Raw genomic sequence first — 22042 nt, 5'->3', positions numbered from 1 at the left:
TCTCCAAAAAAGTTATCTCAACTTCTTTAAAGAAGATGATATCTTGCTCATGATTTCATGATTCTTTTTGAAACTCTTGCGAGTTTCTCTCATTGGCTGTCCTTGTTGTTTAGTTTTCAAAGACCACAGCTTTTTGGGCCAGAAAAGTATTTTAGCATTTTAAACTTTTGTTGTCAATAACCAATTCTGATTGTTATCCTTAATCAGTCGCTTGCCCAAATTCGACTGGAAGTTTATCTTAGCATGTTCGGCCTACCTTGTCAACAGCTATTTAAGAGTTATAAAAATTGGTTCGCCGTTTGGCACTCAAGTAGGTTTTCGACCGCTCATCTGGTATTGTTGGGCGTTCTGCATGGGCCATGAATAGCAGCTTTCAGAGTGTCTGTTTTCTTAAACTTGTAACACACTCAACGTGTTACGTACACGGAAACATAACAGACGACCTGCTCTTTCGAGTGTTCAATGATTTATTCCAGTAAATCCTCTCGTTATTATTTAGGATCGATCTTTTTCATTTCTTCCATCAACTTTTGAATTGCCTTTTTTTCAATCCTAGATACGTAAGACCGCGAAATCTCAAGGACTTTAGCAATCTCTCGCTGGGTTCGCTTGGGACTGTTCATAAGACCGTAGCGCAACTGAAGCACCATTTTTTCTCTCTTGGTAAGCTTCTTAACGAGTTCTAATAACGCTTTCTGCTCCGAAGCATTTTCAACTCTAATAGAAATATCCTCTTCATTGGAACCCAGAACATCAATGAGCGAAATCTCATTGCCATAATCATTATATCTACAATTCTTTTACCTCTAAGTTTAGGTCAAAGTCACCTTTTTCAATCTCTTGTTCTCTGTGATAAATGACTCTTACTAGAACTTGTTTCAATAGTTTGTTTTGAAGAGTGACATCATTTTCAACCTTTGCTTTGACATATCCTCTAATCACCCTAGTGACTGTATCGATCCTTTTAGGTATACCTTCAGTTCTGTTAAGGTACCTAGAGTTTTCTTCCTTTAATTCCTTTAATACTTTATTTACCCTTAGTATTTCCTGGTTAAGCTTTTGGCTTCTTTCGGTATACTTCTCGATGCTATAAACTCCTTGCTCTAGAAAGGTATCTATCTTGTCAACCTGTTTCTGGAGTCCGTCCAACTGTTTCTCGGCATCGAGGATTAACTTAGGGTATAAATTATCCTCTTTTATTTTTTTATAATGAAGTTTGATTTTTTCTTCTTCTAATATTAGATCCTCCAAATAATCTTCTAGAGCTGCTAATAGCCTCTCTTCTATATATTTAAAGCTGGAAGAACGTACAGTACAACCAGGAGTAATGCACTTAACCATCCTTAACCTTTGTTCCATTGGTATATGTGCATATCTTTTTCCTGTTGATGTTTGCATAACCATTTTATGCTTACACCCCCCACATTCGATAAGTCCTGCTAAGGGATTTCTCGGTGTTTTGGTTTTGGTCTGTGGGGTCAAGTTATTTTCTAAGATATTCTGTGCTTTCTTAAATTTAGCTTCATCTATAATAAACTCATGTCTTTTCTCAGCCTCAATCCATTCCGACCGATCAAGACGATAACCAATTCCCTCTTTTTTATCCCTAAAGGTCTTCTTCCACTGAATTTTACCGATGTACACTTCGTTTTTTAAGACACTTAAGACCGTCGACGGTATCCAGTCTTGCTTTCGAAGTGGTGACTTAATTCCCAACTCATTTAGTCTATCTGCAATCTTGGTTGAACCCATTGGGTTGCCTTCCTCATCTCCATCAACATACCAGTCGAAGATCATCTTGACTATTTTAGCATCGTCATTAGGGACCAGAATACTATCAGAGTTTTTGTTATAGCCGAACGGAGGTTTTGCTCCAATATATTTGCCTTCTAAAACTGATTGAACCCTCCCCCGTTGCATACGACGTGTGATTATTTTCAGTTCCCGTCTAGCCATAAAGGACTCAAACTCAGACCATTCTTCATCAAGTTCATCATTCAGATCATACACTTTCCGTGGTGTAATAATTAAAGTATTCGAAAGTTTAAAGGCTTCTTGAATTGTTCCTTGATCTATCATATTACCACGGCCAAGACGGTCTACATCCATACACAATACGGCCTTGTATTTTCCGAGTTCTACATTTTCTAAAAGTCTTTGCATTTCAGGCCGATAAGCAATTTTCTCTCCAGATACTACTTCTTGATATACGTTCTCATCTTGGATTAATATCTTATGCTTTGTAGCATATTCGAAGAGTGCCTTTCGATGCTTTGATAGTGTTTCTCCTTCACCCCGAGCTTCAGCTTCTTGGTCAGCTCTTGATTTTCGTAGATACACTGCAATTCTGTCCATACCTTCAATTGACACGGCCATCCTTATGCCCCCTTAACGAGGTGATGTTATTTCTTCACCATTATATCTACATTGTAGCATAAGTTTGCTTCTAATATATAGAGACAACTATTCCGTAATTTGGCAATATATATAAGCACACCTAGAACTTCCGAACTCCCTTCATAAGTTAATGTATTGTGCTTTTAGCCATGTTACGGTAATTGTACCAATATTTTATTATGGGCATAAATATTGGAAACTCGATTATTACGTTTAGCAACAAATTCTCATGCTATAATTTAGGTAGTCCCAATGTAAAACCCAGTATTGCTACACATTTTAGGGATTAAGTCAAGATACGTCCTTAATAAGTGATAGAGAGCATTCATTCACGAGACATAGATGGGTTTCAAATTGAGAGGAGATATATATGAAAAAGATCAGCAAAGTTATGGCATCTTTAGTTATTTCAAGTTTGACACTCACAATGGTTCCCTTCAATGCATTTGCAGTTGGTACTGGATTAAACATTACCCCAACTCGAATAGCTGGCACAACGGCTGTACAAACAGCAGTTCAAATTGCCGATCAAGAATTAAGATGGTGGGGTGACCCTAATGCATCAACACCTTATCTCCTTAGTGGTACAGCAGTACTTGCATCCTCAATGTCTTATGGTATGGTTGATGCTTTAACAGCTGGCCCCCTGGCAACATCCTTGAAAGCTCCGATCCTTCTGCAGGGGCCTCAAGACAAATTAGATCCTGACACTAAAGCTGAACTCACCAAACTGAATGTTACAAAGGTTTATGTAACCAGTGGGACGGCTGTAATCAAACAAAGTGTTATCGATGAGCTAAAAGGGATGGGCATCACAGTCGTTCCTCTCGGTGGATTCGATAAATACGAAACATCCGTCAACATAGCCAAACAAATGACTGGTGTAACTGTAGTTGCTGTAGCTAACAGCATCCCAGATGCACTCTCCATAGCCCCAATAGCTTCTGCTAACAATGAGCCGATCCTCCTGACGGAAAAAGATGTTGTGCCAACGAGTGTTGCTGGATATTTAGCATCTACCACAGGATCTGCAATCACTTCTTCTGATATCATCGGGGGGACTGGTGTAATTAGTGATGCTGTCAAAAATAAGTTTCCTATCCCAGCTCGTCACTGGGGCAACACCAAATATGATACAAATAAGCAAGTCATTCAAGACTTTAACTCAGTACTCAAATATGATCACGTATTTATTGCTAACGGTGAAACTGGTATTGATGCTCTAGCAGGAGCACCACTGGCAGCTCAAACTAGCTCCCCGATTTTTCTTACAGATGGATCTCGTGTTCCCACTGTTTATGTTTATGCTGACAAAATTACATCTGCCAGTGTTCTTAGTGATGCTCTTGATGATAATATTAGTGTATCTTTGTCTTCTTCAACCTCATCCTCAAGTGTCACTACTGCTCTAGGTGGACCTGCTGTTGTTCCTGAGACCATACGTTTAAGTGGAGTTTCTATTGCTAGACCGATCATGTCTGACTTCACAGTAACAGCTTCAGGCAAAACAGTAACTCCTACAGCAATCTCCGTGGCTTATGCATCAGCAAGCTTAACAGTTCCAAAAACTGATCAACCTGTAGAATATAGTGTATCCTACAGAGGTGGAGATCCCATAGTTGCCAATACTCTAGTTGCCAGCACTTTCGTCACGAGTACAGCACCAATTAATGTTAAAGTTGGTCAAAATTTTAATATAATTTCTGGTCATTCAGGTAGCCCAGACTATTGGTTCGATTATGCTCCGAATAATGACCCAATAACATTAATTCAACAAGTTGGTGTTCCAGCTGGATCTCCTGCTGCCATCGGATCAGGAGGATACCTAGTATCGACTTTTCAAGCTACTCAAACAGGGACCTATAAAGTTCAATATACTAATTTCCCTAAAACTAAAACAATTGATTATATAATAAACGTCAACTAAATGATTATTGACACGAAAAAAGTCGGGACTGCCGTTACAGCAGCCACCGACTTTTCTTTGACCTATATGCCATTAGCTTAGATCGAGCAGGGGCTTGATCGAACCAGGGCATCTTCATGCCAGCCCACCACAATGAGCCGTTGAGGAAGGATCGGGCATAATGTAATCACATGTGGATAACATTTTTTAAAAATACCCACCATATGTGTTTAGAGCTTCTATGCTTCCTACATAAGTTGTGACATTCGAGTCGTGACTGATTTCTATGGTTAGTTTGATCAGCAAAACGGGATGCATGCTTTAGTACAGTAAAGTGGGAAAGCAGTCGATAACTGGACGTAATCACCCCAGGTCGGCTGCTTTTCCTGATATGGATGCCATTGCAAAGTGATTCTAATTTAGGGATATTTGTTCATAACCTAGAAATCTGGCATTTGAGTGACACAAAGTTTGAGCAACTCTTTGACTATGAAATGGCCTTCTTTGAGTTAACTAGATAACGACCATTAGTCATTACTGAATCTAAATAATCGTCGTCAAGCAATTTTAACAGCCCCCACCTATCCGTATCAAGATACAAGAGCTTTTCTACTCCGTCTTCTTCTATAACTTGAATGTCTAATCCATAGTGGTCAATTGTCCTTCGTAAGTCGGCCATTGTTAGATCTCGAAAATAGGGTTTACTAGCTACGTTATTTAATTTGGCTAACATATTTTGATTTCCAATACAATGATTATGAAACTCCGTCCATCCAGATACTGGTATCTTGGAGGCTATTGTTTCCAATATAGTTTCTGCATTTGCCTTAAGACCCTCGTAGTAATCAAAAATTAGTTGAAAGTAATATGTATTCTCAACAAAAATACTTCCATTGAAATAGAAACAGTCAATCTTATCATCAAACAGTAATGTCTTGTATTCCAACCTATCAAAGATTCCATTGTTTAATATGGCAGCAAATAATCCACTACGTGTTAGTTCTTTTTTACTGTTGTATTTTCGAAAAAGAATAACCCTATCTCCGATGGAATTACTAAGCATAACGAAATAGTAGGATAGTTTATTTAGAAATTTCGTCTCATCTAAATCGAATGGTTTTATGTCAGAGGGTATGGATTTAATGACATCATTGAGTGACGTATTTATTTCCTCAGTGACCGTTAGATACTCAATTTCATGAGCATCGGCTTTGTACCCAGCATTATATTCCTTTAATTCCTTCACATTGTCAGTGATTGCCTGGGAAATACTTTTGAAGTATTCCCTAGTAAAACTTCTAAACACATCGGCAAGTGATGTGCCTAGTCTTACATTTCTGTATTCACGGTCCCCCTTTTTATGAGCAACTAAAACTAAGCTTACTAGGACATCACCTTCTAGGACCTCTAGGCATCTTTTAATTTTCTCCTTCATTCTGTTTTACCTCCAAATAAACATTTCTATGTAAATTGACAGCACGAAGGATCTCATTAACACGTACTTCACTGTCTTTTGATATTAAAGCTAACGTAGCCCCTTCAACATTTTTTACCTCGTATATGTGGAATCCTGCAATGTTAAGCAAGGGGTTGATGTAAAGCAAGTTGGAATTAATATATAAAACTGCAAGGATTACAAACATTATCAATAGGGATGCCCAGTTATTTAAGGAAGTCAGGTCTATGCCAATGAAGGGAATGATATAGGTTACTATATAGCTAACAGCTTCACCATCTTTATAGTTAACCTCTTGGACAGAAATGTGAATTGGTTCTATATTTTTTTTAGAAAACCTAATTAAATAAGCCAAGAAGCAAACAGAAATAAAGCCTATCCCGATGAGGCTAACCGATACCCAATAATTATTAAATCTATTCTGCATAGCAAAAATGACTAATAATGGTGCATATGAACTTAAGAACAAAATTAGTCTTACATACTGTCTCAAAACAACTCCTCCTTTGTGAGGATGGCAATTTGCATTTTAACAATATTCTCCATAGTCCCGTTAATTCCTCTAAAATTTGTAATAGAATCCCAACAATTTAAAAGAACATTGACGTCAATATAATTGGCATATAACTAGTCTTATACGACACTTTATGTTATAATTAAGCCCTAAACATAGCAAATGAGGTGCTCTAATGGAGGAAAAAAGTGTCGTAAAAGTCATCGATGAATTTCTGGTTCACATTTTGGATAAAGGCAAGAGTCAATTGACGGCCAAGAACTATAAGCACTCACTAGAGATGTTTAACCACTGGCTCATTGACAACGATGGTGATCTGGCTAAACTGACTAGGGTTGATGTTCAACTGTTCATTCAATACCTAGAGGCCAAAGGCAACAGTGCCAGCACGATCAATAACCGATTTGCTGCAATATCTCAATTTGCTCGTTTCATTGGAAGCCCTAATATAATCGAGAATATCAAAGTACCACAAGTCCGTCAAGCTAGAAATATTGCTCCTGAATCGTTAGAACGTACTGAACGGAACACTCTGCTTCGTGAAGTTGAGAGAAACAATAACCCCCGTGACATTGCCATCGTGAACCTACTTATCCGAACTGGCATCCGAGTGTCTGAGCTAGTAGCACTTAATCGTTCTGACGTTGTTATTGGAGATCGGTCTGGTTCTATCACTGTCCGTAATGGCAAAGGGAACGTATCAAGACGTGTACCACTGTCGAATGAGGCACGTTTATACTTAACTAAATATTTAGAGACTAGAGATGACATTGACATAGAATTGTTCCTCTCGAATTACCGTCAGAGGATCAGTGTTAGAGCAGTCCAACACATGCTAAGTAACTACGGTATTCACCCTCATGCCTTGAGACATACGTTTTGTAAAGAACTTGTCAGCAAAGGTATCGACATATCAACTGTAGCAGACCTTGCAGGGCATGCCGACATAAACGTCACAAGACGATATTCCAAGCCCACAGAAAAAGACTTAGAAGAGGCAATTGATAAGGCATTCTCCTGATCGGGGAATGTCTCCTTTTTTAGCAGCCATTTATGTCAATGAAAAAGTGAATTACTGCAAGTGACTTTTTGACGGCTATTATGGCCCTTTGGAAAAACTATTTTGTCTAAGGTAACTGCATGTGACATACGAGTAACCTAATTGCAATGCCATTTCATGGAGAGGGGATGCCACCGTCAGTTAAGAAATACCCCTATGCCATTTTTTGTTTGCCTAGTGCCAAAAGAAGATTGATGCTGATTCTAATATACACCACTGCCATCCTACGGTAATCAAACCTATGAGATGCATGCCACCCTATTGACGTGAAGGCAATTAAAGGAATGTGATGAACCGATTTTTATATTTTTTTAAGTAGAAAAGATCGGCCCCCCTGGTTTCTCACAAAATTAACACGTCTGAATCTTAATCTTTAAATATAACTTTGAGATTTACCTGGTAATATATCTACCCTGACAACATGGATAAGCCCATGATCCGTATTGATTGTATCTGGAATTTCAGGTTTTTGATCTTCGTCATACCCATCAAAGATAACAAGGTATCCCTCTGATACGGGACTATTTTTTATGTAATCGGTTAGCTGACTAACAGCACCTTTTTTGTGCTGATCCCCGTATATGACTGCTTTAACAGGATAGGTAGTTTTTTCGATAACCTTTATCTCAATAGCATAATAAGAGGGAATGAAGTTTGGACGTATGACATAGATATCAATTTCTCCCCTACCTCTAGGGACTTCTTCAAGTATGTCTGCCTCTTGTTCTAATGCTGTGATTAAATATGTTTTAAGATTAAGTTTTCCAATCTCCTCTGGGTTTTCTTTGAACTTCTTGCTTGCTATACTTTTCCAAAAACTTCTAAAAATACTCTGGGAGGTCACCATTTTAGAATAAGAGTGTAAAATATCTAGAAACTTTATAGATTTATAGACAATCAAGCCCGACTCTGTTTTTTCCTCTGAATATACCTTCCCGATAAATTTTCGGGTTGGTGTCTCTACATAAATTCCCTTAGTGTTACTACTCTGATTAACAGTAGCTTTAAGCATTTCAACAGAGTCAACTATGCTACCCTCTACAGTAGTTTGGGAAAGCTCAGAATAGATTTCTTCTACTTTATTTAACACTTTGAACTCTGTAAGATCTTCAGTTAATAATATTTTTACTAAAGAATGAATTAGAGGTTCTTCCTTGGCTCTTTCAAAGTCCTTAATCTCATTACATGCTGTTTTTTCCTTTGCAAGCTGATAGAGATTTGAAGTACCCTTTACTAATTGATTATCAGGAAACTCCTCACTTATATGCCTAAATTCCTCCAGAGCCTTTTGCAAATTGTATTTTGGCCCTTCGAATGATTTCATAGTTTTGTATAAACTAGCTTGATAACTTGTTCCAAATAATCTCATAGCCTCTTGGATTGGTCGTATATTTTCCTGGAAATATAAGCTAATTGATCCAAGGGCCTCTGTCATCGGCCTTATATTTACTTGGTAATATTGAGCAAACGTTCCTATTGCCTCTTGAATCGGTCTTATGCTCTCTTGGAGAGATAGACTAATTATTCCCATAGCCTCTTGGATCGGTCTTATTTTCTCTTGGTAATTTAATCCGAATATCCTAATACCTTCTTGAATTAGCTTCATATCGTCTTGTAATGTACTACTTTGAATTTTAGGAGTGGGACTTATCGTTTCTAAACATCTACTGCTCATAAATGGTTGAATAGGCTTTATCGTTTCAAGATATCTACTGCTCATAGCTGTCTGAATTGGACTTATCGTTTGAAGATGTCTGCTGCTCATGGCTGTTTGAATGGGACTTATGCAACTGGGGTAAATTGAATTTATTAAAAAACGGTTTCTATTTTCGAGATAATCATATGGTAAAGTAGGTCTAATTGAATTTAAAACTTTTGTAGCATTCTGATAGTAGTTTGAATTAATAAAATCATATGTAGAATTTCTATAAAGATCATGTTTATCTTTTAAAACTTTGGTAGAATGCATCGGATTAGAAATCTGTGTCTCTCCTTTACATTCTTTTAGCCATCTATAAAGTGTAGAAGGAGCTACCGAATTAGTTTTACAAAAATCTTTCACTGATTGCTCACTTTGGTAATATCTATCTATGATATCCTGTTTCTCAAATTTGTCATATTTTGGCATACGTATCAAAATCTCCAATACATATTGCTATTTTAATGGGATCTCTTTCCATTTCGTCAAAAGACAAGGAAATCCTCCTTCAGGTGACAGTATTTGTGAGGCAACAAATATAACGAAAAACTACCTCCCACCCAGCCACGGTCAGTTAAGAAACGACCCCATTGCCTTTTACCTGTCCCTAGTGCAGGGGAGATACGTTCACTAATAGTTTAGACACGACCCTTCTCGATCTTGTCGGAAGTACACGCTTCACTGTCGGATGATAGGGCCACCCTATCAACGTAATCTCTATTCCTAAAGAGTGGGTACCTTTTTAAAATTCTTTTTGTAAAAAAACTCGGCCTCCCTTCCGATCACAGCTACTCTAACCATCAACCCCATACTTCATCGTGTGGGGCTGCTCTCAAATAAAAAAATAAGTCACCTCTCAGCATTGTTAGTTTGAGGGTGACTTTTGGCATTTTATAACACGTCATAGGTTGTATTGAGCTGTCCTAACATGAGACTCTCTTATTACTATTGTTACTTGTTAGGACTTAAAAACAGTTCTATACAATCATGCTTCCTTCACGACAAAATCGATCCGATGCAACTCCTCAAAGTATTGCATGTACACATAGACATGTGCTGGAAATGCCAGTGCTAACTTACGTCTCTGCCCGATATCAGCATGAGGCATCAAATCGAACAGTCCTGCTGTAAAACCTCCAGCCTTCCCAGCAAGATACTCATTGTACTGGATCTTGGCTGCAGCAATATCGGACTTGTAAACGGTAATCGGCATATGAACGTCTCCTTCCTCATAACCCTTTTTCGTTACACGATAACGATTAAAGAAAAAGGTAAGGTGCCTAGTGCAAAAAAGCAACGTCTCGGAGGTAATAACCTTTAACTGAACGTACAATAATCACTGATGCACGTAAATACTCTGCCCCTGACCGTAATATGAATCATAAACATGCCCGTAAACAGCTCCACATACGTCCTCGTAGATCTCAGAAGTGAATACCTTAGGTAACCCTTGGTCAAGTATTTCCTCGATGGTAACTCGTACCTGTGCCCGTGACTGTTGACGTTTTTTCCAATCAAGGACTAGCTTTTCCTTCTTCAATTTTTCTAGCAAATCACGAGCTACCTTTTTAATCTGTTTCTTTTCCTTTTCACTAAGTTTCAATTCTGGTCTTATGAGAATGTCGAAGACAGCAAGTTCCTCTTCCGTTAATTGCTCCGTCATTGCACGTTTGTCTTCCTGATTTAGGTCTTGGGCAAACTTAATTAGATCAGCAAAGAGCTTCTCAAGGTTCTTGCTACCAGCATTATACTCATCAATCATTTTCTTAAACTTATCCACATAATTGACCCTGGTCTTGTTATAAGGAACTATTTCCCTCAACTTGGCATTAATGGCACTTTTCAGCCTCTCAACTTCTGTGTTCTTTCTAGCCTTTTTGAAGTGCTCCTTAAGCTTCTCAAAGTCAATATTACTAAGGTCTAATGTCTCACTTTTGTTAATTACATAGGTATCAGCAGTGATCGATTCATCAAGAAGGTCTTGGACAACTTCCTTTAGTTGGTCCATTTCTTCATCGTCTTGATCAGTTACTGGTCCTGGTCCTATCTGTATGCCAATCTTCTCGGCAATAAAGACATATAGCCTAACTCTTGTTATAAATTCATGAGCATCCCGATCAGGGAGGATGGCCTTGAAGAGTTTAGCCACTTTACTGACTAGAGATAGGAATTTTCTTTTTAATACGTCTTTGCCCAGTATAAACTCGACAGCATCGTCAACCAGCTTAATTTTATCATAACCCTGGGCATCTATTATCTTCTCTAAGTTAATGCCTAGCATTTTACATAAGCAATTTGTTTCTTCAAGTTTCACCCTAAGCTCCTCGACCAATTTACCTTTGCCCTCAACGGGATTTCCTCCTCCCGTGGGGTTACCGTAAATTGCTAGAGCCTTCTGCATATTCCTAAACACACCAATATAATCCACAATCAGGCCGTTGTGCTTGCCTTTGAACACACGGTTAGCACGAGCAATTGTCTGCATGAGGTTATGATTCTTCATTGGTTTGTCTAAATACAACGTCGAAAGGCTTTGGACGTCAAAACCAGTCAGCCACATAGAACAGACGAAAACTATTCGTAGAGGATCATCTGAGTTCTTGAACTTCGTCCCTAAATCATCATTTTTGTCTATTATCCGTTTACGGTGTGGAATGATGTCCAGTTTCTTCTTTTGAAAGGTTTCTACCTCGTTTTGACTTTGAGAGATAATGACTGCCATATCAGTCAATTCCATGTAGGTAATCTTTTTCTGGATATTTTCCCGATCTTGATGTGGACAAGTTTGTAGTTGATCCTTCAGTTTATCTATGTAAAGCCCCCAATGCTTCTTGACCTTGTCATACATCTTGACAGTCGTAAATCTGTCAATGGATATAACCATTGCCTTGCCCATAAAACCACGACCCATGTAGTGGGAGACAATGTCTTCTGCAATCTTCTCAAGCCTATCCTCACGAGTAATTAAATGGTATTCACGGACAAACTCCTTTTGCAGCCGTTTATCTTGTTCTTCGTCAGTATAGTCCAGTAGCTCATCCAAGCCCTCTTCAAGGTCATCGTCAGCTAATTGTAACTCTGGGATACGGTTTTCATAATAAAGTGGAACTGTTGCCTTATCCTCGACCGATTGACTGAAGTTGTAAATACTAACGTAATCACCGAAAACATCCTTGGTTTTTTCCTCACCAGCCATGAGGGGAGTTCCAGTGAAGGCAATGAAGGAAGCATTAGGCAAAGCATTTCTCATGTTCCCTGCTAGATTATCATATTGGCTCCTATGGGCCTCATCAGTAATAACAATAATGTCACTACGGTCTGATAGTTTTGGATAAGCTTCACCTTTTTTTGTCCCAAACTTCTGAATGAGAGTAAATATATTTCGGTGATCTTCTTTCAGTAGCTTTTGAAGATGCTTCCCACTTGTTGCCTGGACGTGTTTTTCAGTTACGGCACCAGCACTTTCGAAGTTCTTATAGATTTGTTCATCAAGTGCCTCACGGTCAGTAATTATTAAGAAGGTCCAGTTGCCAGGCAGTTTTCGAAGTATTTTCTGTGAGAAGAAAATCATCGAATAGCTCTTGCCACTACCTTGAGTGTGCCAGAACACCCCAAGTTTACCCCTGTTTTTACCCATTTGTTTCACTGCTTCGATGGAGTTATTAACCCCAAGGTACTGGTGATTCTTTGCTATGATTTTGATAAGTTTGCCCTCAGCATCACTGAACAACGTGAAGTTTTCCACTATGTCCAGTAGCCTAGTCTTTTCACAAATACTCCTTATCATAGTCTCTAAAGAGACAACACCTGTTTCACCTTCACTATTAATCTTCTTCCATTCAGAGAAATACTCCCAAGTGGCTGTAATAGTTCCAGCCTTGCTCTGGCTACCATTCGAGAGGATCACCACGGCATTGTACCAGAATAGTTGAGGAACGGTATTCTTGTAATCACGGAGATTGTCATTATAGGCATTTTCAAGCCTTCTATGAGCAGCTTTTAATTCGATGAAAATAAGAGGTAGCCCATTAACAAAGCCAATTAAGTCAGCCCTACGTTTATACATCTCCCCAGAAATCCAAAACTGTGAAGCCAGGAAGAAGTCGTTATTCTTAGGCTCATTCCAGTCAATGACTTGAACGGTCTCCGAAACTTCCTCACCATTTTCATCCCGAAGAGTGACATTGACCCCATCTTTAAGTAGTTTATAAATTTCACGATTGGCATTAACCATACTCATTGAGCTACGATCTCGAATTATTTCTTCGATGGCAAGATTAATAGCCTCAACAGTGAGTTGCCCGTTAAGTTTGATGAGTGCAGCCTTTAGACGTGGGACAAGAACTACTTCCGTAGTAGTTTCCCGTCCTAATGTACTATTTACCCCGAAGCTTTCTGTGTAACAGTTTGCAGTAGTGTATCCTAGTGCTTTGAATAATGCTATGGTTGGTTGTTCGACTAAAGCATCTTCGGTGTATTGCTGATGGTCGGTAGTCACAGCAACATCCCCTTGTATTGAATTAGTCCTCAAAAGGGACTTTAATATTCAATTCTTCTATGTTCAATTCCCCCAAAATGAGCCTAGGGAGTAAAAGATCACGTGATTGAGAAAGACACTTATTTGAAGCTGTAAATAATTTTATTTCCTTCCACATAGGTTCAACTATTTTACAAAATCTCAGAGCTATTTCTGCAGATGGCTGTATCATTTTCAAATTGAATACATCGTCTTTAGTGACGGAGTTAAATATAGCCCCATTGCCAATGGAATCTTCTAGCTGAAACTTATCTTTAAGTTGGAATAGCACAAAAAGTTGTTGATCATTCTTGGAACGGATAGAAGAAAGGCCACGTCCTATACCGATATGTTTATCAGCTATGTTAATTCTGCCCACTGGTGCTCGAACACTAAAGAGAATATCATCACTTTCTGCTTCTCTTGTAACAGCAGTACAGTAGATTTTATCATTTGGAAAATGAACCCCAAAATTAGCTACACCCTGATGAAAAGGTAATCCTTTTCCATCCTCATTATAAAACTCCGATTTTGGAGATTGCCCCATTATTATACGGCATGTATTTCCAATTTTTTCGATATTCCAACCTTCAGGTATCATCCCTAATTCAGACTCTACCATTCTAAACTTTTCATGTCCTGGGAAACGGAAATTGATGAACCACTGACGATATATCGACTGTGCCATTTCCTCAAGAATTTTGATACGACGGGTGTTGGTTTCAATTAAATCATCATAAGTTGCAAGAATCGAGACAATTTTCTTTTGAGCATTAATACTCGGCAAATTGATAGGTACCCTAGAAACTATATCTTGATTTAATGAAGCCATAGTGGCTCCATGTGAGCATTGATTGAACATCCATTGCTTGTGTTGATTTGACAAGAGTGAATAGGAAACAAACCTTGAGTCAACTTCATTGCTATTAAACCTTAAACGAATACAGTCGGAACCTTGAAACCAGTCCCCAAATTCCTCGGTTATGAAAACATGACGATCCACTGCACCCTTACGACCAAAAACGATGTCTCCTGGTTTTAGTAGGTGTGATGAGAGACGTTGTACTGTTTCATCCGAAATAAATTCTAACTTATCCTCCTTAATTGTTCCGTAACCAATATTACGAACATTAATTACTGGTGTACCTGTCTCGACGTAATCACTTGCATGAAGTTGGGTTCCAAATGGCCCAGTTTTGATTTCTGCTTTACCTTGCTTGACAAAATCTCCGATAATATAACTTTTAATATTAGCCATTTATCGGTGCCCCTCCGAGTATCATTGCTATATTATGGGATATGGTTTTCTCCAATTCCCAAGCTGTTCGGTTCAATGAATCAAATTCTTCCTTTAATTCTTCTAACCGTTCTTGGAAGTTAAAGCTATCAACTATCCTATTAGTCACTCCCACATATCGTCCAGGATTCAAACTCCATCCCTGAGCCTCTATTTCGTCTAATGTTGCTGCCTTGCATAAACCCAAAACATTTATATACTGTCCATTAGGAAAATGCTCTTTAAGCAATTCCTCACTACCATTAACCGTTTCTATGACTTCCCTACGATATAACCGTACAATGTTAGCAATAAACTCAATTTGCTGAGGTGCAAATTCACGGTGGGCACGATCCACTTGGGTGAAAATGTTTCTGGCATCAATAAATAATACAGTATCTTTTCGGTCAGTAGTTTTCTTGCCTTTATCAAAGAACCAGAGTGTGCAGGGCAATGTAACATTGTGGAAGAAATTATTACCAATTGAGATCATTACATCAACTACTGGGTTAAGAATAAGCTTTTTCCTTATTTCCATTTCGGAACCACGAGCATCACTTGCAGAGTTGGCCATAACAAACCCAGCACGTCCATTTTTATTTAAGGCACTGTAAAATTCTTGAATCCAGAGATAATTTGCATTGTCATTTGAGGGCATGCCAAATGGATACCGTGGGTCATCTTTGATCTTGTCTTTGCTAACCTTGTCCACGTTAAAAGGGGGATTAGCCATTACGAAATCAAACCTGCCCTTACAATTGTGCAAGTTCTCATAATATGTGTTTCCTTGACGAATATCACCAGCCAATCCATGAACAGCCATGTTCATCTTGCACAGTCGGACGGTTTCTGCTACTTTTTCTTGTCCGTAAACCATTATTTGTGCACTCGGATTTTGATGATGGTTCTTAACGAAACGTGCACTTTGAACAAACATACCCCCTGATCCACAGGCAGGATCTAAAATACGACCATTATATGGCTCAATTACCTCAACAATCAGCTGTACTAACGAGGTTGGTGTAAAGAACTCTCCACCCTTTTGACCTTCTGCACTAGCAAATTTCCCAAGAAAGTACTCGTAAATCTTTCCAAAAACGTCTCCCTCGATATCCATCTCAATTTTAGAAAAGGTCTTCAGCAAAGCAATAAGGGTTTCGTTTTCAAGACGATTATACGTCTTAGGCAGTACGTCTTTAAGTTCCTCGTTTTCGGACTCTATAGCTTTCATTGCATCGTTGATGGCTTTACCTATATTTTCACCCTCTGGGAGATAAAGCAGTTTAGAAAATCGTGCTTCTTCTGGCACATACATAACTCCTAAGGCTTGATAATCATCCTTACCTATTTTACGTCTTCGGCCAGTGTCTTTAAGTGCCAATTCCTTTTCAGCTAAAGAAAACTTGAAGTCGGCAAATCGTAGAAAGATCAGTCCTAGAACTGGAACAGAATACTCATTAGACTTAAGCTTTGAGTTTGCCCGTAGTTCATCAGCTGAAGCCCATAATTCTTTTTGAATGTCGTTTATGTTGATGGACAAGTGATTACCCTTCTTTCCCATGAGCTATTGCAAATTCAGTAAACTAATATATTCTACATTTTCCTACGTTAACCTGCAAAAACCTAAAAATTTACAATGTAAAAGATGCCCATAAAAAAGATGCCCGTTAATCGGACATCTGCTAACAACACGACTTAGAATAATGTTTAACGTCAATAAATGCTACAAGGGTTTTTCCGTCCTAACAAGACACTATATTAATACTATTGTTACTTGTTAGGACGTAAAAACCCCTATTACCTCACTTATCAGATCACTTGAATCACGACAAAAACTTTGGCAATTATAAATAATCCCTTTACTGCTGGACTGTCGGCTGAAAGCATGATATCCGAGAAATTTTTACCTTCAACAAGGCTAGTACGAAGCTCTCTTTTTCCATTAGTTACTATTCAAAATACTCCTTGAGAAAGAGCCTTACAGCAGTAGCAACAGTTTCTGATTTATCAATATCAGTGTCCTTCTTGAACTTGGTTAACATTTCATCAACGTCCTCTGGCAAGTGAAGCCCTACTAACACCTTACTACCCTTCTTCTTACTAGCAATGAGGGCAGCAAGTGGAGAATCTTCTTTTATCTTCCCAACTGGCTCATTCACTTGTTCCCCGACTAGCCCCCGATTACCATCTTGTTTATTATCTGCCTTCTTAGATGTCCCTCTAGTATTACTTTTTGTTGACACGATATTTTTCCTCCCGTTTTTAGAAACCGAACCAACTGATGCCGTCCACCCCTGAACACTTCTCCCACTAGAATGACATACCTCTATAGCCTCTATAATCTCAGATCAGTAGGATCAATTAAAAACCGTGGATATTAGAGTCATCCTCGGCCTTTCTTTTATGCAATTACTTTGCTTTCTTAAGTTGAAGTATCTCATCATCGTGTATATTTAGTTTCCTGGCAGCAATTCTAGCTTCATATTGTAACTCCTCAATTTGTGTGGCATGTATCTTATTTTGGGCTTCCTTCTCTTTCTTCAGTTGAAGTATCTCATCATCGTGGTAAGTGGTTTTCCGTACCAGATAATTAATATCAAGCTGCATTTGTTCAATGGAATGTACTTCTTTAATATTCTGCCTCCGAATGTGGGAAGTTTCCAGCTGTAGCACTTCTACCTTAGCCTCGATTCGATCCAACCTTTCAACTACATTTACATCGTTCTTTAACTCAGCCCTCAGCTCTCGTATCTCTTTAAACATTTTACTAAACTGATCTGCCAAAAACTCTTGAAACTTCTCGATTTCCATTCTTCTAGCCCTCATTCCTTATTTTTACTAAAATACTTTAAGTTACATCTAATATTTTTTCATTAATTAGGTATATTCAACACGAAATTTAAAATTCCTTCACTCATTTATCTTACTTAATTTTTAAATATCAATTTGCAGACACATGTTGCTCTAACATGTCGTTTACTTTCGTAAAATAATTATTTTATTAACTTTTATTGTTAGTTCTAAATATTATCTAATATATCATTTAGTTTTTTTGCTTTTACCAAGAAATATCAGATATCTCATACCAGGAACACTCTATATGAAAAATAGAAAATGACAGTTGGTAGGTGAAACTACCTTCGGTCTATTTTTTTGTCCGTTTTTAAAATTATTTTTTAATGTGAGTGACATTCGAATGAAATACGGTAATTACCTAGTGTAAGGACATATTAAATCTAAAAGCAAAGGAGAAAACGACAAACAAAAGTGAACATGCAAAAATGATTGAACCATCAACAAATAAGCAGTTTAGCTATACCCACGTAGGCTAGATTCATATTCAGTTAAAACGTCACTAGAGGCCACAGGATGCCCAGTGTTCAATGACAACTTACTCAATGAATAAAGTCTAAAGAGATTGGGCTAAAGAGCTTAGAAGCCCCTTCCGTAACGGTTCGGATATTAGTAATTATATTCTACCCACTAATTACCAAACACAGATCAGTGACTATCGTTCCGAATCTGGTAATTACCCTGTGTAAGGATAAACAAATTATGAGAAAGGAAGTCAAGATATCGAGAGCAGAACTAGCTCTAACACAGTCGTAGAAGGTACATCAGTATAGGATTGAAACGTCAAATTGTCTAAAACTTAATATGTCAGTTAACCTGACGAATATTCAGACCGTGTGGAATCTATCCAGACGGGTTTTTTGTTGCCCTTTTGAGATCAATCTTCAAAAATCCAAATGACGTTTAGCCCTGTAAAGACCGTTCCTTGAACAGGTAATTCTTTTTTGCCCAAAAATCTCAATAAAATTAAAAGGAGCTACAAGAAATGACACCGACAAAATTCTTTAAACAATTATTCGGTAGTGATTCAATCAACTTTAGAATAATTAAAGGGAAAAATACAAAACAAGAATCTGGCAACTTTGATGACCAAATGGTCGAAAAGCTAAATCAATGGAATAAGAAAAACTTTAACATTTACTTCGTCGTAAATTCTGGGGGCTACTCTAGTGTCGATATTACCCAAATCAATTCAGTCTTTATCGACTTTGATTGTGGTAAAGACCAAAACGGTGATTACCATCCAACAAATGTTGTGCAGCAATTCAAGGCTGCAAAACTACAGGTAATTGATGATTTCGAACTAAAACCAACAGCCATTATTGAAACTAGAAACGGATTCCACGTGTACTGGTTTGTGCAAAGCACTGCCACCGTTGAACAGTTTAAGGAGTGTACAGCTCGTTTGATATCTTATTTTCAATCCGATCCAAATGTGGTACGACCTTGCAACCTGTTAAGAGCACCTGGCTTCTACTGGTGTAAAGATGTTGAGAACAAATTCTTCTGTGAGATCGTTAGATTGAATGACGTTAGATACCAGATTGAAGATGTGATTGATGCATTACCAGAGGTGGTCGTTACGAAGCAAGGAAGTGAGTTATCCGTCCTAACAAGAGACTATATTAATACTAAAGTGTCTTGTAAGGACGGAAAAACCCCTAGTCACAAAGAATTAATCGAGGCTCAAGACATTTCGGCACTTCAATCACTCCTTAACCCTTCTGCAATAACATTTAATAACTATGGGGATATTTATAGACATTTGAGACAGCAAGACTTAAGCAAATTTCTTGGTATACCCACCAAAAACTTCAATTGCTTATTCCATGATGAAAACAATCCATCGGCTAACATTTATACCGATCCTAATACTGGTTATTATTGGTACAAATGTTTCTCTTGTGGGATTGTACGAGATATTATCTCAATCACAGAAAAATGGTTAAAATGCTCTACCCCCCAGGCTTTGAGATTTCTTAGACAGGTGTACAATATTAGCTTTGAGGAAACAGAATGGCAAAGAGAACAAAAAGAGATATTGGAAGAGAATAAAAGGCTCCTATATGACCATGAACGATTGAGCCAATTGGCACCAGAGACTTATAAAAGGGTGAAGAACTATATCCCCGAACTCATCATTCTAAATGACTTTGCATCAAACCATGTTGTAACCCAAAACTTTACTGACGATAATGGCAATGCCTTGTTCTACGTAATTATGAAGCAGATGGCACGGTCAATAGGCTACAAAGACACGAGAAGGCTTAGAGAGAGAATTAGTCACTTTGCCTACTTAGGCTTAGTAAACAAGCTCAGAGACGATCAAATTCCTGGATTTTTGTTGGACGAAGCTGCAGTGTATGCAAAGGCAAACAATCACCAATTCAGACGGGCCTTCTACTCTATTCCTTCTTACTGTGAGAAAAACCTGACGTTCTCCGAGAGTAAGGCTACGAGGTGGATGAAATCCAATTACACAATGGAAGGATTCAGTAGGGAGCTTATTCTCCGAAATGAAGGTAAAGAAGAAGCAGACAGGGTTTACCCTCAAATGAGCCATAAGCAAATAACCCCCTTTAATGAAAAAGTGGCCCGAGAAATTGAAGAGATTATTTGCCGAATAGTCTTCAAGGAAAAAGGTTGGACTACTCAATCTGAGGTTCTAGAACAACTTAATCTCAGATTCCGTGGAGCTAAAAAATATAAAGACGTTCAACTTAAACGGTGCCTAAACGAAATTCTAGACAAATACGGTTTGAAACGAATACGGTTAAATAAGGAACTTAAAAGTCATTTCGGGATAGCTTTCATAGGCTATCCTTTTATTATTCTCCAGAATGACGTTGTCACAAAATACCAATCCAGATATAGCATGGACACCAGAAATAAGACAATCTCCTCAAAGAATATAGTTCAACCAAAGGGGGGGGAATATCTTGAAGATTGAAGACAAGCAAATAAAACCACCTTTTGATAATTGCACACTATATAAAACATTAGATAATGGCAAAACCAAAATATGGGTATCACATAATCACAAAATAGATTACGATTCCTTATACAAGGTTATGGCTGAACTTAACGAAAAATTGGCTGGGGCTTAACACCCCAGCTTTTTTTTATGTAAAGTTGTAGATATAATGCATATGTATATTCATTCCCTTCTTTATCCATGCCAATAGGATCGTAAATGGACACTTCCCCACGGGATTTCTTCAAAGATCTCAAGTGCATCAGAATCTCGTTTTCAATGCAACGAGCAGCATACGTTGCCAGCTTTGTCCCCTTGCCGGGATCAAAGGTGTTGATGCCTTTAATTAAACCAATAGTTCCGATTGAGATTAGATCATCTCCATCCTCTCCCGTTCCGTCAAACTTCTTAACAAGATGGGCCACTAAGCGCAAATTGTGTTCAACGAGCGTATTACGAGCCTCCTCCACCTCACGAGTCATTGCAAAGGGCTGCGTTGATTTACTTTTGCTTAAAATTGATAAACATCGAGCTTCTTCATGCTCACTCAACGGTTGAGGAAAAGCATTATTATTAATATAAGAAACTAGTAAGGCTACGCCCTTAAGAACGGATAGAGCAATTGCAGTCAGCAAAAATTCAGTAAACACCCTCTCACCCCTTTCGAACCATGTTCATAACTATGCTCGAAAAAGGAGAATTGTGCTTTTCCACTAAATAATTAAGTTACTTGACTAATTAAAGAAGATCTTTAAGGGTGAAACATTTTCTCAGGAGAATCCACCCCGATTGAAGAATTCATAAAGGATTGTTTCTCGGAAGAATTGTTTGAAAACCCATTGAGAATGGTAGCCGTCAATTTCAAATCCACCCGCATGTTCCCTTGTGAACCAGCAAGATTTATACTTTTGATTCCCATACGTTGTCCCCTTCCGAATTGTAAGTCATGAATAAAAGACAGCAAGTCTGTCGTTTTCCCTAAACAACTTAAACTAATTCCCATCTCTTGATATAAACCTTTATTCTGAGATTGATCAAAAGAGATTGATTGGGGATTAACTCCATGTTGTTTAGCCAACGTATAAAGTTCAACCATTAGTTCCGGTTTATCCAGGCGACTGGGGAGCTGTTTTTTTAATTGGAGGACTCTATTTTCCAGCATTATAATATCCTTCTGAAGACTTGTTCTATCCTTTTGATAGTTTAATAATTCCTGATACTGATTTTGCAAGGATTTCAAACGCTGATTGTTATTTTGAATGACCTCCCAATGGGGCAGAAGAAGAAATTTACTATAAGCATAGCAAATCCCGAACATAATTATCGCCGCAAGAATTATACGCTGCAATTTCTCTTTTTTCATTTGTTCGGCTCCTTGAGTCTTTAAATAT

General features: G+C 38.2%; 14 protein-coding genes and 3 pseudogenes. 4 read left to right on the top strand and 13 right to left on the bottom strand.

Features of this window, described 5'->3' with window-relative positions; all coding sequences use genetic code 11:
• Positions 1-491 precede the first annotated feature (491 nt).
• A pseudogene (locus tag ACPUYX_RS19685) lies at positions 492-776 on the bottom strand (sigma-70 family RNA polymerase sigma factor); the annotation flags it as partial.
• A 13-nt stretch (positions 777-789) separates the two neighbouring features.
• A complete protein-coding gene (locus ACPUYX_RS19680; protein WP_426381307.1) occupies positions 790-2376 on the bottom strand; it encodes a recombinase family protein in 1587 nt (528 codons plus the stop codon).
• Positions 2377-2767: 391 nt separating this feature from the next.
• Here ACPUYX_RS19680 and ACPUYX_RS19675 point away from each other — a divergent pair.
• Positions 2768-3841: pseudogene (locus ACPUYX_RS19675) on the top strand (cell wall-binding repeat-containing protein); the annotation flags it as partial.
• Positions 3842-4790: 949 nt separating this feature from the next.
• Here the strand turns inward: ACPUYX_RS19675 and ACPUYX_RS19670 are convergent.
• Both ACPUYX_RS19670 and ACPUYX_RS19665 read right to left on the bottom strand, forming a co-directional pair.
• Positions 4791-5738 carry a Kiwa anti-phage protein KwaB-like domain-containing protein gene (locus ACPUYX_RS19670; protein ID WP_426381306.1) on the bottom strand — a complete coding sequence of 316 codons (948 nt, stop codon included), beginning with the start codon at positions 5736-5738 and terminating at the stop codon, positions 4791-4793.
• Positions 5722-6252 (bottom strand): hypothetical protein, encoded by a 531-nt coding sequence (locus tag ACPUYX_RS19665; protein ID WP_426381305.1) that lies wholly within the window; start codon positions 6250-6252, stop codon positions 5722-5724. Before ACPUYX_RS19665 ends, ACPUYX_RS19670 begins: the two co-directional genes overlap by 17 nt.
• A 196-nt stretch (positions 6253-6448) precedes the next feature.
• Here ACPUYX_RS19665 and ACPUYX_RS19660 point away from each other — a divergent pair, with 196 nt between their 5' ends.
• On the top strand, positions 6449-7294 hold the full coding sequence (locus ACPUYX_RS19660) for a tyrosine-type recombinase/integrase (protein ID WP_426381304.1): 846 nt from the start codon (positions 6449-6451) through the stop codon (positions 7292-7294).
• A gap of 412 nt (positions 7295-7706) precedes the next feature.
• Here ACPUYX_RS19660 and ACPUYX_RS19655 read toward each other — a convergent pair whose 3' ends face one another.
• The 7 genes from ACPUYX_RS19655 to ACPUYX_RS19625 form a co-directional block, all read right to left on the bottom strand.
• Entirely contained in the window at positions 7707-9461 is a 1755-nt protein-coding gene (locus ACPUYX_RS19655) for a transposase (RefSeq protein ID WP_426381303.1), read from the bottom strand.
• Positions 9462-10017: 556 nt separating this feature from the next.
• Positions 10018-10365: a hypothetical protein gene (locus ACPUYX_RS19650; RefSeq protein ID WP_426381302.1), complete on the bottom strand. Its 348-nt coding sequence runs from the start codon at positions 10363-10365 to the stop codon at positions 10018-10020.
• Between the two features lie 3 nt (positions 10366-10368).
• Positions 10369-13530 (bottom strand): type I restriction endonuclease subunit R, encoded by a 3162-nt coding sequence (locus ACPUYX_RS19645; RefSeq protein ID WP_426381301.1) that lies wholly within the window; start codon positions 13528-13530, stop codon positions 10369-10371.
• Between the two features lie 22 nt (positions 13531-13552).
• The gene (locus ACPUYX_RS19640; protein WP_426381300.1) at positions 13553-14806 is read right to left on the bottom strand and encodes a restriction endonuclease subunit S; all 1254 of its coding nucleotides are present in this window, start codon (positions 14804-14806) and stop codon (positions 13553-13555) included.
• Entirely contained in the window at positions 14799-16364 is a 1566-nt protein-coding gene (locus ACPUYX_RS19635; RefSeq protein ID WP_426381299.1) for a type I restriction-modification system subunit M, read from the bottom strand. The genes ACPUYX_RS19640 and ACPUYX_RS19635 overlap by 8 nt, the downstream gene beginning before the upstream one ends.
• Before the next feature lie 409 nt (positions 16365-16773).
• The gene (locus ACPUYX_RS19630; protein WP_426381298.1) at positions 16774-17067 is read right to left on the bottom strand and encodes a hypothetical protein; all 294 of its coding nucleotides are present in this window, start codon (positions 17065-17067) and stop codon (positions 16774-16776) included.
• Positions 17068-17233: 166 nt separating this feature from the next.
• Complete coding sequence (locus ACPUYX_RS19625) at positions 17234-17635, bottom strand: hypothetical protein (RefSeq protein WP_426381297.1); 402 nt, start codon at positions 17633-17635, stop codon at positions 17234-17236.
• 1027 nt (positions 17636-18662) lie between these two features.
• Here ACPUYX_RS19625 and ACPUYX_RS19620 point away from each other — a divergent pair.
• Positions 18663-20627, top strand: a complete 1965-nt coding sequence (locus tag ACPUYX_RS19620) for a CHC2 zinc finger domain-containing protein (protein WP_426381296.1) — start codon at positions 18663-18665, stop codon at positions 20625-20627.
• The gene (locus ACPUYX_RS19615; protein ID WP_426381295.1) at positions 20617-20784 is read left to right on the top strand and encodes a hypothetical protein; all 168 of its coding nucleotides are present in this window, start codon (positions 20617-20619) and stop codon (positions 20782-20784) included. Before ACPUYX_RS19620 ends, ACPUYX_RS19615 begins: the two co-directional genes overlap by 11 nt.
• Positions 20785-20833: 49 nt before the next feature.
• On the opposite strand, the pseudogene ACPUYX_RS19610 reads toward ACPUYX_RS19615, so the two are convergent.
• Both ACPUYX_RS19610 and ACPUYX_RS19605 read right to left on the bottom strand, forming a co-directional pair.
• A pseudogene (locus ACPUYX_RS19610) lies at positions 20834-21301 on the bottom strand (sigma-70 family RNA polymerase sigma factor); the annotation flags it as partial.
• Between the two features lie 101 nt (positions 21302-21402).
• Complete coding sequence (locus ACPUYX_RS19605; RefSeq protein WP_426381294.1) at positions 21403-22014, bottom strand: type 4a pilus biogenesis protein PilO; 612 nt, start codon at positions 22012-22014, stop codon at positions 21403-21405.
• Positions 22015-22042 lie beyond the last annotated feature (28 nt).

Source organism: Desulfosporosinus sp. SYSU MS00001 (genome assembly GCF_049943955.1).
In the GTDB taxonomy this organism is placed as follows: domain Bacteria; phylum Bacillota; class Desulfitobacteriia; order Desulfitobacteriales; family Desulfitobacteriaceae; genus Desulfosporosinus.
Note: the sequence above shows the minus strand (reverse complement) of the source record. Positions and strands in the feature narration are given on the sequence as shown.

What these genes read in the sequence shown, in the direction of transcription:
- ACPUYX_RS19605 (WP_426381294.1), bottom strand. Translation starts at nt 22,014, where the DNA reads ATGAAAAAAGAGAAATTGCAGCGTATAATTCTTGCGGCGATAATTATG.
- ACPUYX_RS19625 (WP_426381297.1), bottom strand. Translation starts at nt 17,635, where the DNA reads ATGGAAATCGAGAAGTTTCAAGAGTTTTTGGCAGATCAGTTTAGTAAA.
- ACPUYX_RS19670 (WP_426381306.1), bottom strand. Translation starts at nt 5,738, where the DNA reads ATGAAGGAGAAAATTAAAAGATGCCTAGAGGTCCTAGAAGGTGATGTC.
- ACPUYX_RS19620 (WP_426381296.1), top strand. Translation starts at nt 18,663, where the DNA reads ATGACACCGACAAAATTCTTTAAACAATTATTCGGTAGTGATTCAATC.
- ACPUYX_RS19660 (WP_426381304.1), top strand. Translation starts at nt 6,449, where the DNA reads ATGGAGGAAAAAAGTGTCGTAAAAGTCATCGATGAATTTCTGGTTCAC.
- ACPUYX_RS19640 (WP_426381300.1), bottom strand. Translation starts at nt 14,806, where the DNA reads ATGGCTAATATTAAAAGTTATATTATCGGAGATTTTGTCAAGCAAGGT.
- ACPUYX_RS19655 (WP_426381303.1), bottom strand. Translation starts at nt 9,461, where the DNA reads ATGCCAAAATATGACAAATTTGAGAAACAGGATATCATAGATAGATAT.
- ACPUYX_RS19680 (WP_426381307.1), bottom strand. Translation starts at nt 2,376, where the DNA reads ATGGCCGTGTCAATTGAAGGTATGGACAGAATTGCAGTGTATCTACGA.